Source organism: Nocardia sp. NPDC127526, from assembly GCF_042672265.1.
Classification (GTDB): Bacteria; Actinomycetota; Actinomycetes; order Mycobacteriales; family Mycobacteriaceae; genus Nocardia.
Genome location: NZ_JBHXVO010000006.1, coordinates 1 through 15,242, shown reverse-complemented (window position 1 = coordinate 15,242; position 15,242 = coordinate 1). Strand labels below are relative to the sequence as shown.

The following is a 15,242-nucleotide window of genomic DNA, read 5'->3' as shown; positions in this document are numbered from 1 at the left end:
GTGGGACTTCTGTCCACACGCTTAGAAGCCGAGCTTGCCGAGCTGCTTCGGATCGCGCTGCCAGTCCTTGGCGACCTTCACGTGCAGATGCAGGTAGATGCGGACGCCGAGGATGTGCTCGATCTGCTTGCGGGCATTGGTGCCGACCTCTTTGAGCCGGGCCCCGCCCTTGCCGATGATGATGGCCTTCTGACTGGGGCGTTCGACGTAGAGCAGGGCGTGGACGTCGAGCATGCCGGGGGCGGAGCGCTTGCCCTCGGACTCGTCCTCGTTCTCCTCGCGCTCGAGCACCTCCTCGATGACCACCGCGAGCGAATGCGGCAGCTCATCGCGCACACCCTCCAGGGCGGCCTCGCGAATGAGCTCGGCCATGAGGGTTTCCTCGGGCTCGTCGGTGAGCTCGCCGTCCGGGTAGAACGCCGGGCCCTCGGGCATCTTCGAGGCGATGACATCGATGAGCACCTCGACCTGCTCGCCCTTGACCGCCGACACCGGCACCACATCGGCCTCGGGACCGAGCAGCTGGGAGACGGCCATGAGCTGGTGGGCGACCTGGTCGCGGCTCACCTTGTCGATCTTGGTGACCACGCCGAGCAGGGTGGTCTTGGGCGCCATCATCTTGACCTGCTCCACGATCCAGCGATCGCCGGGCCCGATCTTCTCGTCCGCCGGAATGCAGATGGCGATGACGTCGACCTCGGAATAGGTATCGCGCACCAGGTCGTTGAGCCGCTGCCCGAGCAGGGTGCGCGGCCGGTGCAGACCGGGGGTGTCGACCAGGATGAGCTGGGCGTGCTCGCGATGCACGATGCCGCGGATGGTGTGCCGGGTGGTCTGCGGGCGCGAGGAGGTGATGGCGATCTTCTGCCCCACCAGCGCATTGGTCAGCGTGGACTTGCCGGTGTTCGGCCGGCCCACGAAACACACGAAGCCCGAACGGAATTCGTCCTTGGAATTGCTCACTCGAATACCTCCGACTCGGTTTCCAGATCGAAGCCCTCGGGAATGCCGGGCCGGGTCGCCGGATCGCCCTCGACGGGGCCCTCCAGCATTTCGAACACCGCGCCCTTGGCGTCGGTGAAAATGATTCGCGCCGAAGGCGATACCTCGCGCACCGCGGCCACACCCGGATCGGAGAACTTGCCCGCGACCACGACCGCGCACTCGAAGCCCTCGGCGCCGCTGGAGACGGCGGCCGCCACCGCGGCCTGCAGGGCGGTCAGCCGCAGCGCCGCCAGGCCCACCTCACCGGCCGCGTAGGTGCGCCCGTCGAGATCGCGCACCGCCGCGCCGCCGCTGCCGCCGGTACGCCCCATCGCGCCACGAGCGAGGATCAGCAGCTTGTTGTCCTCGGCATCCAGTTCAATCATCGCCTTCTCCATCCTCGTGTGCGCCCGCACCCGGCTTGTGTTCGGCCGGTTCGGTTCTGGCTTTGTCCGCGGCGCGGCGCACCACGACCGTGTGCACCCGCACCCGGCCGCGCGCGTCGGCGCCGCCCTCGCCGCGCAATTGCAGGCCGTGGATCACGGCCTTGGAACCCGGCAGCGGTACGCGGCCCAGGGCATGCGCGAGCAGGCCGCCGACGGTGTCGACATCCTCGTCGTCGATCTCCATATCGAACAGCTCGCCCAGATCCTCCACCGGAAGCCGCGCGGAGACACGGTATTTGCCGTGGCCGATGTCCTCGACCGGGTTGATCTCGTCGGTGTCGTACTCGTCGATGATCTCGCCGACGATCTCCTCCAGCACATCCTCGATGGTGACCAGGCCGGCGATACCGCCGTATTCGTCCACCAGCAGCGCCATATGGTTGCGGCGGCGCTGCATCTCGTCGAGCAGGGCGTCCAGGGGTTTGGAGTCCGGAATGAACACGGCCGGGCGCATGACCTCGCGCACCCGCACCTTCTTGCTCCGATCCGCGTACGGCACAAGGTCTTTCAGATACACGACACCGAGAATGTCGTCGGCGTTCTCGCCGATCACCGGAATCCGCGAATGCCCGGACCGCACAGCCAGATTCATGGCCTGCGAGGCGGTCTTGTCGGCCTCGATCCACACCATCTCGGTGCGCGGCACCATGACCGCGCGGGCGGCGGTCTCGCCGAGCTCGAACACCGACTGGATCATCCGGCGTTCCTCGTCGTCCACCACGCCGCGCTCACCGGCCAGGTCCACGACCTCGCGCAGCTCGATCTCGGAAGCGAAGGGGCCGTTGCGGAATCCCTTACCGGGGGTGATGGCGTTACCGATCAGGATGAGCAGCCGGCTCACCGGGCCCAGCATGGTCCCGATGGCCTGCAAGGGCAGCGAGGCGCCCAGCGCCAGCGAATACGCGTGCTGGCGGCCCAGGGTGCGCGGCCCGACGCCGATCACCAGATAGTCGACCAGCACCATGACCGTCGCGGTCACCAGCAGCGCCTTGACCTCGCCCATCCAGTCCAGCAGCACCGCCGCCAGCAGCACCGTGGCGCTGATCTCGCACAGAATGCGCAGCAGCACCATGAGATTCACATAGCGCGGCCGATCGGCGATGATGCGCTGCAAGCGCGCCGCGCCGGTGCGCTCGGCCCGCACCATATCGTCCACGCGGGCGGCGGAAATGGTGTTCAGCGCCGAATCCAGCGCCGCGAAAATGCCACCCGCGGGCACCAGCACAATGGCCAGCACCAGCAGAACGAATGAATTCACGCCGGGTCCAGCGGATCACCGGCATCGGTGAATCCGGTCTTGCCCAGCAGCCGCCGATCCCGCTCGGCCAGCTCCGCCCGCACCTGCGCCTCGCGCAGGCTCTCGTACCAGCCCTCCAGCAGCGAGGCCTGCAGCGCGAACATCTCCTTCTCCTCCTCCGGCTCGGCATGGTCGTAGCCGAGGAGGTGCAGGACGCCGTGCACGGTCAGCAGGGCGAGCTCGTGGTCCATGGAGTGGCCGGCCTTCTCGGCCTGCTGGGCCGCGAACTCCGGGCAGAGCACGATATCGCCGAGCATGGAGGGGCCGGGCTCGGCGGCATCGGGCCGCCCGCCCGGCTCCAGCTCGTCCATCGGGAAGGACATGACATCGGTCGGACCCGGCAGGTCCATCCAGCGCATGTGCAGATCCGCCATGGTGTCGAGATCGACCAGCACCATCGACAGCTCGGCCGCCGGATGCACATCCATCTGACCGATCACGAACCGCGCGACGCTGACCAGCTCTTCTTCGGATACCTCGATACCCGATTCATTGGCGATCTCGATACTCACGCGCTAAGCGTATCGGCCGAGTTCAGCGTCGCTCCGCGCGGCTCGCGGCACGTCGCTGCGCCCGATTTCCCGGATAGTGCACGGCCGCGGGCGGCCGGGACTCCGACTCGTACCGGTCATAGGCATCGACAATGGCTCCGACCAGCCGGTGCCGCACCACATCCGCGCTGGTGAGCTCGGAAATGTGGATGTCGTCGATATCGGTGAGGATCTCCGTCGCCGCCCGCAGGCCCGAGCGCGACCCGTTCGGCAGGTCGACCTGGGTCACATCGCCGGTCACCACGATCTTGGACCCGAAGCCCAGGCGAGTGAGGAACATCTTCATCTGCTCGGCGGTGGTGTTCTGCGCCTCGTCGAGAATGATGAACGAATCATTCAGCGTGCGACCGCGCATGTACGCCAGCGGCGCGACCTCGATGACGCCCGCGGCCATGAGCTTGGGAATGGCCTCGGGATCCATCATGTCGTGCAGGGCATCGTAGAGCGGGCGCAGATACGGGTCGATCTTCTCGTTGAGGGTGCCCGGCAGGAAGCCCAGCCGCTCCCCCGCCTCGACCGCCGGCCGGGTCAGGATGATGCGGTTGACCGCCTTGGTCTGCAGCGCCTGCACGGCCTTGGCCATGGCCAGATACGTCTTGCCGGTACCGGCCGGGCCGACGCCGAACACGATGGTGTGCGCGTCGATGGCGTCGACATAGCGCTTCTGGTTCAGCGTCTTCGGCCGGATGGTCTTGCCGCGCCGGGACAGGATGTCCAGGCTCAGCACCTCGGCCGGGGAGTCGGAGGAGCCCTCGGTGAGCATGGAGTAGGTGTGCCGGACGGCCTCCGGGGAGACGACGCGATTGCGGGCGGTCAATGCCACCAGCTGCGCCACCACCCGCTCGGCCAGCGCCACATCGGCCGGCTTGCCGGTGAGGGTGACGGAATTGCCGCGCACATGGATGTCGGCATCGAGAAGCCGCTCGAGTTCACGCAGGTTCTCGTCAGCCGAACCCAGGAATCCGAACACCGACTCCGGTGCCAATTCGATGCTGGAACGAACGGTCCGCCCCGCCGGTCCGGACCCGTTGCCGCCGGCCCCGATGCCGGCAATGGGGGTGTTCTGGTCGCCGATTTCGCCTGGTGTTCTCAAAAGTGGCTATAGCCTGCTTTCCGGTCTCGAGCCTTTGCTTCGTTGATGAAAGTTTAGCGCCGACCACCGACACCGCCCAGTGAATATAGGGCTACCAGCTGCGAAGACGTCCAACCGTCATGGGCTCGAGCCGTGCCGGTGACCGGAACGGCCGCCGCTCATCGGTCTCGCTGGGCGGCCCAGTCGAAGGTGAAGTCGCGGAAGCGGCGGACCGCATCCGACGGCGCGGCGGACGGCGACCAGACCATGCCGACCTCGCGCACGGCGATCGAATCCGCCAGCGGGAGCAGGACGAGGCCGGGATGCGGGGTGTTCATCGGAGCATCGTCGAGCGGCAGGATCGAGACGCCCAGGCCGACCGCGATCAGCCCGGCGATGGTGGTGAGATTGCTGCATTCGAAGCTGATGTGCGGACGGAAATCCGCTGCGGCACAGAGGTCGTCGAGGACATGTCGCATACCGAAACCCGGATGCATGGCAATGAAGTCCGATTCGGCGGCATCGGAGAGGTGGACGTGGCGGCGGGTGGCCAGGCGATGGTCGGCCGGGACGGCGAGCCCCAGGCGCTGGCGCAGCAGCGGACGCCAGCCCACCCGCGGCGCAATGGGTTTCGGGGACACCAGGCCCAGGTCGGCGGTGCCCGCGAGCACGAGTTCGGTGACGCTGTCGGCCGCGTCCTGGGCGAGAGTGAAGGTCACGCGGCCGGAGGTGCGGCGGAAGCCCGCGATGAGTTCGGGCACCACGCGTGCGCCGAGTGAATGCTGGAAGGCCAGCCGGACCACACCCTTGGCCGGATTCGCGAGATCGGCGAGTTCCATTGCCGCGGCATCCATCTCCGCCTGGGCGCGGCGGGCGTGCTCGTAGTAGACGCGGCCGAAGTCGTTGAGGGTCAGGCGTTTTCCATGACGGTCGAAGAGCTGGACGCCGAGGCGGCGCTCCAGGCGGGCGAGCATGCGCGACACGGTGGGCTGCGCCAGGTGCAGGCGCTCGGCCGCCGCGCCGACGCGCTCAAGTTCGGCGAGGGTGGTGAACCAGTACAGCTCGTCACCGGGCATATCGACCTCCCGTGCAGCACGTCACGTCCGTGACAGCGGGTTTTGCGAAGACCACCGCTTATGCCGTCAGCGCATGAACTCGGTGATTATTATGCATTTCCTTTCGAAGAGCTGGTTACCCATGCTCAGAAAATGACCACCGCAGCCGCCGATGCGCCCGTCGCCGCCGTCCAGCACGATCGCCGGATCACCCTCGCACTGTTCGCCGCGGGCCTGACCACCTTCGCCTCCATGTACAGCGCCCAGGCCCTGCTCCCCAGCCTGTCCGCAGCCTTCGGCGCCACCCCCGCCCACGCGGCCCTCGCGGTCTCCCTCACCACCGGCCTGCTCGCGGTCGCGATCATCCCGGTGAGCACGCTCTCAGACCGCTTCGGCCGCACCCGCGTCATGCAGGTCTCCGCCGTGACCACCGCCGCCATCGGCCTGCTGCTGCCTTTCGCGCCGACACTGGAAAGCCTGCTCGTGGGACGAGCGATACAGGGCGTCGCCGTGGCCGGGGTACCCGCGGTGGCCATGACCTACCTGGCCGAGGAGATCGGCGCCTCCGGTCTGGGCGCTGCCATGGGCGTGTACGTGGCCGGAACGAGCGTGGGCGGCCTTGCAGGACGGCTGATTCCGGCGGTGACACTGGAAGCGGCCTCCTGGCGGTGGGCCGCCGCAGCCGTAGCAGCCGCAGCGGCGGTGTGCACGCTCTGGTTCCTGAGGGCACTACCGGAATCGCGTGGTTTCAGCCCCCGGCCGCTCGGAATCCGCGGGCTCGCCACGGATCTGGCAGGCCACCTGCGCCACCGCACGCTGCTCCCGCTGTTCGCGCTGGCCTTCGTGCTCGCGGGCGGATTCACCGCGGTCTACAACTTCCTCGGCTACCGCCTGACCCGGACACCATTCGAATTGTCCGAAGCCGCCGCGGGTTCGGTCTTCATCATGTACCTCGCGGGCACGATCGCGGCCACCGTTGCCGGACGCCTGGCCGACCGCCTCGGCCGCTCCCGGGTGGTGGGCGCGGCCATCGCCACCATGGCCGCCGGACTGGCCCTGACCCTCCCCGACCGCCTCCCCGCCATCTTGCTCGGCGTATTGCTCTGCACCGCAGGCTTCTTCGCCGCGCACGCCGTGGCCAGCGGCTGGGTCGGCGCAGCCGCACAGGGCAACCGCGCGGCCGCCTCCTCCCTCTACGTCTTCGCCTACTACGCAGGCAATTCGGTAATCGGCGGAGGCGCCGGCCTCGCCTACGGACACCACGGCTGGCCCGGCGTAGCGATGTACGTCTCGACCCTCGTCTTCCTCGCCGCCGCACTGGCGACCTGGCTGCACATCACGGCGCGCAGCCGCTCGACTGTCGACGCGGCAGCGTTTCTCCGCTGACGCAGAACAGCGGGGCAAGCTCAACGCCCGCCGGGCCGATGCTGTCAGAGCGCAGGTCGCGCGCAGCTAGCGCCTGCGCCGCAGCCGATCACGTTGCGGCCGTGCCCTCATTGTGGCGCAGGCGGAGCGGACGGGCATGTTCGCATCGCCCGCGCCGGTTCCGATGCGAGGCGGACGAACTGTCGTCCTCGACCCCGCTACCAGCGCGGGGTCAGCGCGCCGAGCGCGCCCAGGGCGACCGCGGCGGCGGTCGAGGTGCGCAGGACCGTCGGGCCGAGCAGGACGATGTCCGCGCCCGCTGCGGCGAGGGCGGACAGTTCCGAATCGTCCAGGCCGCCTTCGGGGCCGACGATCAGGATGACTTCCGGGGCGTCGGTGAACGGGAGTTCGGTGAAGCGGCCCTCGCCAGATTCGTGCAGGGCCGCTACCACCGCGCCTGCCGCTTTGGCGGTACGGACCAAGTCCACGACGTCCGAGGTGCGGTGCAGGTCGGCCACGTCCGGGATATAGGGGCGGCGGGATTGGCGGGCGGCCTGTTTGGCGGCGGCGCGCCATTTCTCGACGGCCTTGTGGGCCTTGGCTTCCCAGTTGGCGACGCAGCGGGCGGCCTGCCAGGGGACGATGGCGTCCGCGCCCGCTTCGGTCATCAGTTCGACGGCGAGTTCGGAGCGGTCGTTCTTCGGGAGCGCCTGCACCACCGTGACCTGCGGGGTCACCGGGTCGGCGAGGCGGCGGTTCAGGACCTTCAGTTCGAGACGGTCCTTTTGGGCCGCAACCACTTCCGATTCGGCGACCACACCGTGCCCGTCGGAGAGAGTGATGGGCTCTCCGACCCGGGTGCGGCGGACGGTGGCGGCGTGGCGGCCTTCGGGGCCGTCCAGGACCGCCGTCGCACCCGGCGCGGGGATGTCGTCTAGGTAGAAGACGGTGGCGGCCACCGGGTCAGCGTCCGCTGAAGGAGGCGCGCAGGCGGGCGAACAGGCCGCTGTTGTGCTCGGACTGCGTGGAGAGCACCTCGGTGCGCTCGTTGGCGCGCAGGCCCTTGTACTTGCGCAGCAGTTCGGTCTGCTTGGAGTCCATCTTGGTCGGCACCACGATGTCCAGGTGGGCGATGAGGTCGCCGCGGGTCTGGGCGCGCAGTTTGGGCATGCCGTGGCCGCGCAGCACCGACGCCTCGCCGGGCTGGGTGCCGGCGGGGATGGTCAGTTCCACCGGGCCGTCGAGGATGGTGTCGATGACGACGGTGGCGCCGAGGGCGGCGTCCACCATGGGCACGCGGATGGTGCAGTGCAGGTCGTCGCCGTCGCGCACGAAGGTGTCGTGCGGCTGCTCCACGATCTCCACGTAGAGGTCGCCGGCGGGACCGCCGCCGGGGCCGACCTCGCCCTGCGCGGCCAGGCGCACGCGCATACCGGCGGCCACACCGGCCGGGATCGGCGCGGCGATCTCGCGGCGCGAGCGCACCCGGCCGTCGCCGCCGCACTTGCGGCAGGGATCGGGAATGGTCTCGCCCGCGCCGCGGCAGGTGGGGCACGGCCGCGAGGTCATGACCTGGCCCAGGAAGGACCGCTGCACGCTCTGCACTTCGCCCGCGCCGCCGCAGGTTTCGCAGCGCACCGGCTTGGAGTTGCCATTGGTGCCCGCGCCCTGGCACAGATCGCACAGGATGGCGGTGTCGACGGTCAGATGCTTGGTGACGCCGACCGCGCACTCCTGCAGCGACAGCCGGGTGCGCAGCAGCGAATCCGCGCCGGGCTGCACGCGCCCGCGCGGCTTGCGCGGACCCGAGCCGCTCATGCCGCCGAAGAACGCCTCGAAGACGTCGCCGAGGCCGCCGAAGCCGGCGCCGGAGAACCCGCCGCCCATGCCGCCGCCGTTCTCGAGCGGATCCCCGCCCAGATCGACGATGCGGCGCTTCTCGGCGTCGGTCAGCACCTCGTAGGCGGTCGACACCTCCCGGAACCGTTCCTGCGCCTCCGGATCCGGGTTGACGTCGGGATGCAGTTCACGCGCCAGCTTGCGGTAGGCGCGCTTGATCTCCTGGTCGGTCGCATTCCGTGCGACGCCGAGCAGTGCGTAATAGTCCCGTGCCACTTGAGCTCTCTAGTCCTGTTTCGTCTCTCTCAGCGTGCTCACCTTTCGGAGAGCACCTCACCGATATACCGTGCGACAGCCGCGACCGATGCGATGGTCCCCGGATAGTCCATGCGGGTCGGGCCCAAAACCCCCATACCGCCTAGAACGGTACCGGGCATCCCGTATCCGGTGGACACCACGGCCGTGCCACGCATCTGCTCGACTTTGGTTTCCTCGCCGATCTGCACGGTAACCGTACCCGGATGCTGGGCGGCTGCCAGCAGCTTCAGCACGATGACCTGCTCCTCGAGCGCCTCCAGCACCGAACGCAGCGAACCGGGGAAGCCATTGCCCGCGAAATCGGAGGCATTGCGGGTGAGATTGGCGGTGCCGCCCAGCACAAGCCGCTCTTCGGGATGTTCCACGAGGGTCTCCACCAGCACCGTCGACACCCGCACGAGCACATCGCGCAACCGGGCGGGCGCGTGCTCGGGAAGTTCGGCGACCGATGCGGAGGCGATGGCGAGACGTTTGCCCTCCATGGCCTTGCCGAGCATGCCGCGCAGTGCGGCCAGATCGTCCTCTCCGACCACATTGCCCAGATCGACCAGGCGCTGATCCACGCGGCCGGTGTCGGTGATCACCACGAGCAGCAGCCGCGCCGGATTGAGCGCCACCACCTCGATGTGCCGGACGGTGGAGGCCGACACGGTCGGGTACTGCACCATGGCGACCTGGCGGGTCAGCTGCGCCAGCAGCCGCACCCCGCGGCGCAGTACGTCGTCGAGGTCGACGCCGCTTTCCAGGAATTCCATAATGGCCCGCCGCTCGGCATTCGACAGCGGCTTGACCTCGGAGATGTGATCGACGAACTGCCGGTAGCCCTTGTCGGTGGGGATGCGCCCGGAGCTGGTGTGCGGCTGGGTGATGTAGCCCTCGGCCTCCAGCACGGCCATATCGTTGCGGACCGTGGCGCTGGAGACGCCCAGATTGTGCCGTTCCACCAGGGTCTTGGACCCGATCGGCTCCTTGGTCGAGATGTAGTCCGCCACGATCGCACGCAGGACCTCGAGCCGTCGCTGCTCGGTACTCGACATGGGCCCCACCTCCTCGCTCGCTGTCGGGACACGCGTCACCGCCTCGACGGCCTGGCAGTGATCACACGGATTCCCGGATATCCGAGTCCAGTTTAGTTGCCGATGGGCAAATTGCCTGCGCGCCGGTCGTCACCGGAACGACGACGGCTCGTTACCTTCGGTTCTTCGTCACTTCGGCTCGTTGCCGGGCTTCCACTTGATGCCGCAGCCGATGCTGGGGATGTGCGGTTCGGGGACGGGTTTGCCCGCGAGCACGAGGTCGACGGCGGTGCGCAGGGTGGAGCCGTCGGAGGGCACCAGATTGCCGGGCCGGGCCGGATCGAATTGGCCGCGGTAGGCCAGGCGGCGGTCGGCGTCGTAGAGGAACAGGTCGGGGGTGCAGGCCGCGCGGAACTTGCGGGCGACCTCCTGGGACTCGTCGATCAGGTAGGGGAAGACGAAGCCCGCGCGCAGCACCTGCTCGCGCAGCCGCTCGGCATTGTCGTCGGGATAGCGCTCGGTGTCGTTGCTGCAGATGGCGACCGTGGCCAGGCCGCGCGTGCGCAGCTCGGCCGTGAGTTCGCCGAGCGCGATCTCGATGCGGCGGACGTAGGGGCAGTGATTGGACAGGAAGATGACCAGCAGGGCCGGGTCGGTGTCGAAACCGCCGAGCCAGACCTTCTCGCCGTCCACGGCGGGCAGGGTGAAGTCGGGGGCGGGCGTGCCGATCGGGGTCATGAACGATTCGAGCGCCATGGTTTCATTGTGCGCCGGTCAGTTCGGTGAAGAAGGCGCGAATGTCGGCGACCAGCAGATCCGGGGTCTGCATGGCGGCGAAGTGGCCGCCGGTGTCGAATTCGGTCCAGCGGGCAATGGTATTGAGCTGTTCGGCGAAGCGGCGGATGGCCGGATCGGTCGCGAAATTGGCCACCGCGGTCGGGACGGTGGAGCGGGTGGGCTGGCGCTGGGCGTGCAGCGTCTCGTAGTACAGCTGGGCCGAGGAGCTGCCGGTATTGGTGAACCAGTACACCGAGACGGTGGCGAGCAGATGGTCGCGATCGACGCGATCCTCCAGCGCGCCTTCGGTTCCGGTCCAGGAGTGGAACTTCTCCACGATCCAGGCCAGCTGTCCCGCCGGGGAATCGGCCAGGGCGAAGCCGAGGGTGTGCGGGCGGGTGCCCTGGATCTGGAAATGCCCGCCGTCGGAGAGCAGTCTGCCGACCAGCGTGAGCTTCGCCCGCTCGCGATCGCTCAAGGTGGCGGCGACCTCATCGGTCATCCCGCCGAACGGAATGAACCCGAACCCGGCGGCATTGACGTGCACGCCGATCACCCGATCGGCGTCGAGGCGGCCGATATTCGGCCCGATGAAGGAGCCGAAGTCCCCGCCCTGCACGCCGTAGCGCGGATACCCCAGGCGGCGCATGAGTTCGGCGTACGCCCCCGCGATCCGGTAACTGTCCCAACCGGTATCCGGAGCCGGACCCGAGAACCCGAAGTTCGGATGCGACGGAATGATCAGATGGAACGCCGGCCCGCCGTCCTCGGGATCGGTGAGCGGTTCGATGACATCGAGATACTCCAGCACCGAACTCGGCCACCCGTGCAGCATGATCAGCGGCGTCGCATCGGATCGATGGGACCTGATGTGCAGGAAATGGATTCGCGCCCCATCGATGACGGTCGTGTACTGCGGATACGCATTGAGCCGCTTTTCCCAAGCGTGCCAATCGAATCGCCTCGCCCAGTGCCCCGCCAGCTCCCGCAGATAGTCCACCGGCACCCCGCGATCCCACCCCACCCCCGGAATCTGTGCGGGCCACCGTGTCTCACTCAACCGCTGCCGCAGCTCCCGCCATTGCGCAGGCGAGATCTCGACCCGGAAGGGAACTATGTCGTCGAACATGACGATTTTCCTCGCGTGCGGGGCATGGAGCTCTGTCGGCAGCAGCGTAGACCGGGCGACGATCCGACGCGTCCGAAACCGTGTGCGCCCGGTCCGACACCGGTCGTAGCTCAGGCGTGGGCGGTCTTGCCGCCGTCGATGACCAGTTGCGCGCCGGTGAGGTAGGAGTGCTCGGAGGAGGCGAGGGTGAGGGCGAAGGCGGCGATTTCGGCGGGGGTCGCGAGGCGGGCGAGGCCGGGGATGTTCAGGCGGGCCCATTGGCGCATGAAGACCTGGTAGGCGTCGTCGGGGACGGCTTCCATTCCCGCTGCGCGGCGGACCAGTTCGGTGTCGGTGGTGCCCGGCACCAGGGCGTTCACGCGGATATTGTCGCCGGCGTAGTCGAGGGCGGCCGACTGGACCAGGCCGACCAGGCCGCGTTTGGCGGCGGTGTAGGCGGCGCGGCCGCCGTCGGTGGCGAGGGCATTGCTGGAGGAGGTGACGACAATGGTGCCGCCGCCGCCTCGAATCATGTGGGGGACCTGGTATTTCATGGCGAGGAAGGTGCCGCGCAGATTGGTGTGGACGACCCGGTCGAAGTCGTCGGCGCTGTACTCGTGCAGCTTTTTCTGAATGGTGATGCCCGCGTTGTTGAATGCCACGTGCAGGCCGCCGTACTTGGTGACGGCCGTATCGACGAAGTCCCGGACTTCCGCTTCCACCAGCACATCCGCGCGCAGGTAGGTGGCCTCGCCGCCCGCCTCGCGAATCGCGCGTTCCACGGCCTGCCCACGGTCGACGCGACGGCCGCAGAACGCCACCTTCGCGCCTTCGGCGGCGAAGAGTCCGGCTGCTGCCGCGCCGATGCCGGAGGTGGCTCCGGTAATGAGAACGACCTTGTTCTCGAAGCGCCGCAGGCCATTCGGCTTCAGGGCCGGCGGATTGGAGTCGGCGCCCAGGGCGACCCCGGCGGCGAGCCCGGCCGCACCCGCGACCACGCCGGACGCGGCCATGGCGCCCAGCAGTTTCCGGCGGCTGGGTTTCGCCGCCTGCTCATCGGAGTCCGCCGCAGTGGTGATCTTGTCGTCGCTCATGGCTTCCACTGTCGAGCGCGGCAGCATCCGGCAGATCCACCCGGCGGCCCGGATTCCGACCAGTGGGATGAGCCGCCTCCTCCCTGGGTAGGAGATGCGCACCGCGCAGAAAAGGCATGATGACGACGTGGATTCGACCGGTATGACCCGAGGTGTCGATTGGCTGCTCGACGCGCGGTCGCTCCCGGTGCGCATGATCGTGCTGACCGTGCTCGCGGTCGGTTGCCAACTGCTGCTCGTGGACTCACCCAGCGGTGCCGACTGGGCGATCGCACTCGCCTCGATCGCGGCGACCGCAGGCGGAGTCCGCTGGCCGCTGGTCACCGCGCTGGTCACGACCGCCCTGCTGCTGATCGGTTTCGAATTCGGCGATGCCGGTCCGCTGGTCCCGAAGGTCGCCGCAGGTATCGCGCTCACCGAGCTCGCGGCCCGCCGCGGTGGCGCGCAACCGCTGGTCGGCGCGGCGGCGCTCGGCGGCGCGTACCTGTTCCACTCGACCGGGAGCGCGGCCGCGACCGGCTATCGAGCGATTGTGATGGCGGGCGTACCGCTCGTGCTGGGCTGGCTGCTGCGCACCGCGCGAGAGGCCGTGCACACGGCACGCCGGGAGGCCGCCGAGATCACCCAGCGCCGCCACGCGGAGGTGGCCGCCGCGCGGGCCTGGGAGCGCACCGCCATCGCCCGGGAACTGCACGACCTGATCGCCCACCACGTGTCCTCCACCGTGCTGCGCGTCGGCGTCGCCCAGCTCGCCCTGCCCGATGCGCCACTGGAAGTCCGCGAGGTGCTCGACGACGTGCACACCAGCGGTGTCCAGACCCTCGCCGATCTCCGCAAGCTGGTGACCATCCTGCGCGATCCCCAAGCCACCGGCGAATCCTTCATTGCCCCAACCGATCTGCCAGAGGCCCTGCACGCGGCCGTGGAACGCGCCCGCGTCCTCGGCTTGCGCGTCGAAACCAATATCGATGGCGAGATCACCGCCGTCGACGCCATGACCGCCCTCACGCTGCTCCGACTCACCCAGGAAGGACTCGCGAATATCGCCAAGCACGCCGGAGTGGACGCCAACGCGCGGCTGGGAATCACGGCCGGAACCGACGGCGTGAGCTTCGAGCTCCGCGATCGCGGCGGCAACCCCCGCACCAACTCACGCGGATCCAAGCGCGCCGGATCGACCGGGCTCGGGCTGATCGGCCTCAGGGAGCGAGTCGCGCTGCTCGGCGGGACGCTGACCGCCGCCTCCCAGGACGTCGGCTGGCGGCTGGCCGCACATTTGCCCGTCGAACCACGGGAGTCGCTGTGACAGTACGAATCCTGATCGTGGACGACCAGCAACTGGTGCGCGCGGGCCTGCGCATGCTCTGCCAGACGGCCGCCGACCTCGAGGTGGTGGCCGAGGCCGCGACCGGCAGCGACGCCGTCCGCCTCGCCACCGACCTCCGCCCCGACGTGGTGCTCATGGACCTGCGCATGCCCGGCATGGACGGAATCCGTGCCACCGCAGCCATTCTCGCCACCCACCCGTCCACCAAGGTTCTCGCCCTGACCACATTCGACGACGACGATCACCTCTACCCCGCCCTCGCCGCCGGCGCCTTCGGCTTCCTCGTCAAAGACACCGCCCCCGCCCAGCTCATCGACGCCATCCGCCGCGCCGCCACCGGCGAACGCTCCTTCTCCGGCGACGTCCTGCACCGCGTAGTAGGTTCAGCCGTCGCCGCCCGCACTAGCAATACCCCCGAACCCAGCACGCCCACAACAGAATTGCGCCTGACCGACCGCGAGTCCGAAGTCCTCGCGCTGGTCGCGGACGGCTTGTCCAACGCGGAAATCGCCCAGCGCCTGCACATCGGCCTCACCACGGTGAAAACCCACGTGACGAACCTGATGGCCAAAACCGGAGCAACAAACCGAGTCCGCCTGGCCGTCATCGGATTACACGCGCCCAATAGCTAGCCAGACCCCACCAGCACTGCATGACCCAGCAGTCCAACCGCCGCCCAGCCGCCCCCCAAGAATGCTGGTGCCCAACCAGCGCCTCCCACGAAATGCCGATGCCTCGGCCCGCCGAAGGCGAACCCCAATGCCGTCACCAGGCCGCTCTATCCGAGCCCGTCCACTCTCCAGCCCGTCCGGTCGCCAGCCCGTCCACTCTCCAGCCCGTCCGATTGCCAGCCCGTCCGGTCGCCAGCCCGTCCGGTCGCCAGCCGGTGCAGTCGCCAGCCGGTGCGATTGTCGGCCGGTCCGGGCACCAGCCCGTCTGGTCACCAGCCCGTGTGCCTGTGTGTTGGTCCGCCGCAGGCGAACTGTCAATTAA

15 protein-coding genes are annotated in these 15,242 nt (G+C 68.6%); 3 read left to right on the top strand and 12 right to left on the bottom strand.

Annotated features, from left to right (window positions below; translation table 11 throughout):
* Positions 1-21: 21 nt before the first annotated feature.
* The 6 genes from era to ACFVIV_RS12910 all read right to left on the bottom strand — a co-directional run bounded on the left by era (position 22) and on the right by ACFVIV_RS12910 (position 5,426).
* Positions 22-963: a GTPase Era gene (gene era / locus ACFVIV_RS12935; protein ID WP_379195675.1), complete on the bottom strand. Its 942-nt coding sequence runs from the start codon at positions 961-963 to the stop codon at positions 22-24.
* On the bottom strand, positions 960-1,370 hold the full coding sequence (locus tag ACFVIV_RS12930) for a cytidine deaminase (protein WP_379195673.1): 411 nt from the start codon (positions 1,368-1,370) through the stop codon (positions 960-962). Before ACFVIV_RS12930 ends, era begins: the two co-directional genes overlap by 4 nt.
* Positions 1,363-2,688, bottom strand: coding sequence for a hemolysin family protein (locus tag ACFVIV_RS12925; protein ID WP_379195671.1), 1,326 nt, complete (start codon positions 2,686-2,688; stop codon positions 1,363-1,365). Before ACFVIV_RS12925 ends, ACFVIV_RS12930 begins: the two co-directional genes overlap by 8 nt.
* The gene (gene ybeY / locus ACFVIV_RS12920) at positions 2,685-3,239 is read right to left on the bottom strand and encodes an rRNA maturation RNase YbeY (RefSeq protein ID WP_379195669.1); all 555 of its coding nucleotides are present in this window, start codon (positions 3,237-3,239) and stop codon (positions 2,685-2,687) included. Before ybeY ends, ACFVIV_RS12925 begins: the two co-directional genes overlap by 4 nt.
* Positions 3,240-3,261: 22 nt before the next feature.
* Positions 3,262-4,332: a PhoH family protein gene (locus ACFVIV_RS12915; RefSeq protein ID WP_379196350.1), complete on the bottom strand. Its 1,071-nt coding sequence runs from the start codon at positions 4,330-4,332 to the stop codon at positions 3,262-3,264.
* A gap of 197 nt (positions 4,333-4,529) precedes the next feature.
* Complete coding sequence (locus tag ACFVIV_RS12910) at positions 4,530-5,426, bottom strand: LysR family transcriptional regulator (RefSeq protein ID WP_379195667.1); 897 nt, start codon at positions 5,424-5,426, stop codon at positions 4,530-4,532.
* A gap of 132 nt (positions 5,427-5,558) precedes the next feature.
* Between ACFVIV_RS12910 and ACFVIV_RS12905 the strand changes: the two genes are divergently transcribed.
* The gene (locus ACFVIV_RS12905) at positions 5,559-6,791 is read left to right on the top strand and encodes an MFS transporter (RefSeq protein ID WP_379195665.1); all 1,233 of its coding nucleotides are present in this window, start codon (positions 5,559-5,561) and stop codon (positions 6,789-6,791) included.
* Between the two features lie 197 nt (positions 6,792-6,988).
* Here the strand turns inward: ACFVIV_RS12905 and ACFVIV_RS12900 are convergent, their stop codons facing one another.
* From ACFVIV_RS12900 to ACFVIV_RS12875, 6 genes are all read right to left on the bottom strand, one after another.
* Entirely contained in the window at positions 6,989-7,729 is a 741-nt protein-coding gene (locus ACFVIV_RS12900; RefSeq protein ID WP_379195663.1) for a 16S rRNA (uracil(1498)-N(3))-methyltransferase, read from the bottom strand.
* A gap of 4 nt (positions 7,730-7,733) precedes the next feature.
* Positions 7,734-8,885 carry a molecular chaperone DnaJ gene (gene dnaJ / locus ACFVIV_RS12895; protein ID WP_379195661.1) on the bottom strand — a complete coding sequence of 384 codons (1,152 nt, stop codon included), beginning with the start codon at positions 8,883-8,885 and terminating at the stop codon, positions 7,734-7,736.
* A gap of 38 nt (positions 8,886-8,923) precedes the next feature.
* On the bottom strand, positions 8,924-9,964 hold the full coding sequence (hrcA, locus tag ACFVIV_RS12890; protein WP_379195659.1) for a heat-inducible transcriptional repressor HrcA: 1,041 nt from the start codon (positions 9,962-9,964) through the stop codon (positions 8,924-8,926).
* 168 nt (positions 9,965-10,132) lie between these two features.
* Complete coding sequence (locus ACFVIV_RS12885; protein ID WP_379195657.1) at positions 10,133-10,699, bottom strand: thioredoxin family protein; 567 nt, start codon at positions 10,697-10,699, stop codon at positions 10,133-10,135.
* A gap of 4 nt (positions 10,700-10,703) precedes the next feature.
* A complete protein-coding gene (locus ACFVIV_RS12880; protein ID WP_379195655.1) occupies positions 10,704-11,849 on the bottom strand; it encodes an epoxide hydrolase family protein in 1,146 nt (381 codons plus the stop codon).
* Between the two features lie 110 nt (positions 11,850-11,959).
* Positions 11,960-12,922, bottom strand: a complete 963-nt coding sequence (locus tag ACFVIV_RS12875; protein ID WP_379195653.1) for an SDR family NAD(P)-dependent oxidoreductase — start codon at positions 12,920-12,922, stop codon at positions 11,960-11,962.
* A 127-nt stretch (positions 12,923-13,049) separates the two neighbouring features.
* Between ACFVIV_RS12875 and ACFVIV_RS12870 the strand changes: the two genes are divergently transcribed.
* The gene (locus ACFVIV_RS12870; protein ID WP_379195651.1) at positions 13,050-14,228 is read left to right on the top strand and encodes a sensor histidine kinase; all 1,179 of its coding nucleotides are present in this window, start codon (positions 13,050-13,052) and stop codon (positions 14,226-14,228) included.
* A gap of 53 nt (positions 14,229-14,281) precedes the next feature.
* A complete protein-coding gene (locus ACFVIV_RS12865) occupies positions 14,282-14,881 on the top strand; it encodes a response regulator (RefSeq protein WP_379196348.1) in 600 nt (199 codons plus the stop codon).
* The last annotated feature ends 361 nt before the right edge of the window (positions 14,882-15,242 follow it).

What these genes read in the sequence shown, in the direction of transcription:
- ACFVIV_RS12880 (WP_379195655.1), bottom strand. Translation starts at nt 11,849, where the DNA reads ATGTTCGACGACATAGTTCCCTTCCGGGTCGAGATCTCGCCTGCGCAA.
- hrcA (WP_379195659.1), bottom strand. Translation starts at nt 9,964, where the DNA reads ATGTCGAGTACCGAGCAGCGACGGCTCGAGGTCCTGCGTGCGATCGTG.
- ACFVIV_RS12875 (WP_379195653.1), bottom strand. Translation starts at nt 12,922, where the DNA reads ATGAGCGACGACAAGATCACCACTGCGGCGGACTCCGATGAGCAGGCG.
- ACFVIV_RS12930 (WP_379195673.1), bottom strand. Translation starts at nt 1,370, where the DNA reads ATGATTGAACTGGATGCCGAGGACAACAAGCTGCTGATCCTCGCTCGT.
- ACFVIV_RS12865 (WP_379196348.1), top strand. Translation starts at nt 14,282, where the DNA reads ATGCTCTGCCAGACGGCCGCCGACCTCGAGGTGGTGGCCGAGGCCGCG.
- ACFVIV_RS12905 (WP_379195665.1), top strand. Translation starts at nt 5,559, where the DNA reads ATGACCACCGCAGCCGCCGATGCGCCCGTCGCCGCCGTCCAGCACGAT.
- ACFVIV_RS12885 (WP_379195657.1), bottom strand. Translation starts at nt 10,699, where the DNA reads ATGGCGCTCGAATCGTTCATGACCCCGATCGGCACGCCCGCCCCCGAC.
- ACFVIV_RS12910 (WP_379195667.1), bottom strand. Translation starts at nt 5,426, where the DNA reads ATGCCCGGTGACGAGCTGTACTGGTTCACCACCCTCGCCGAACTTGAG.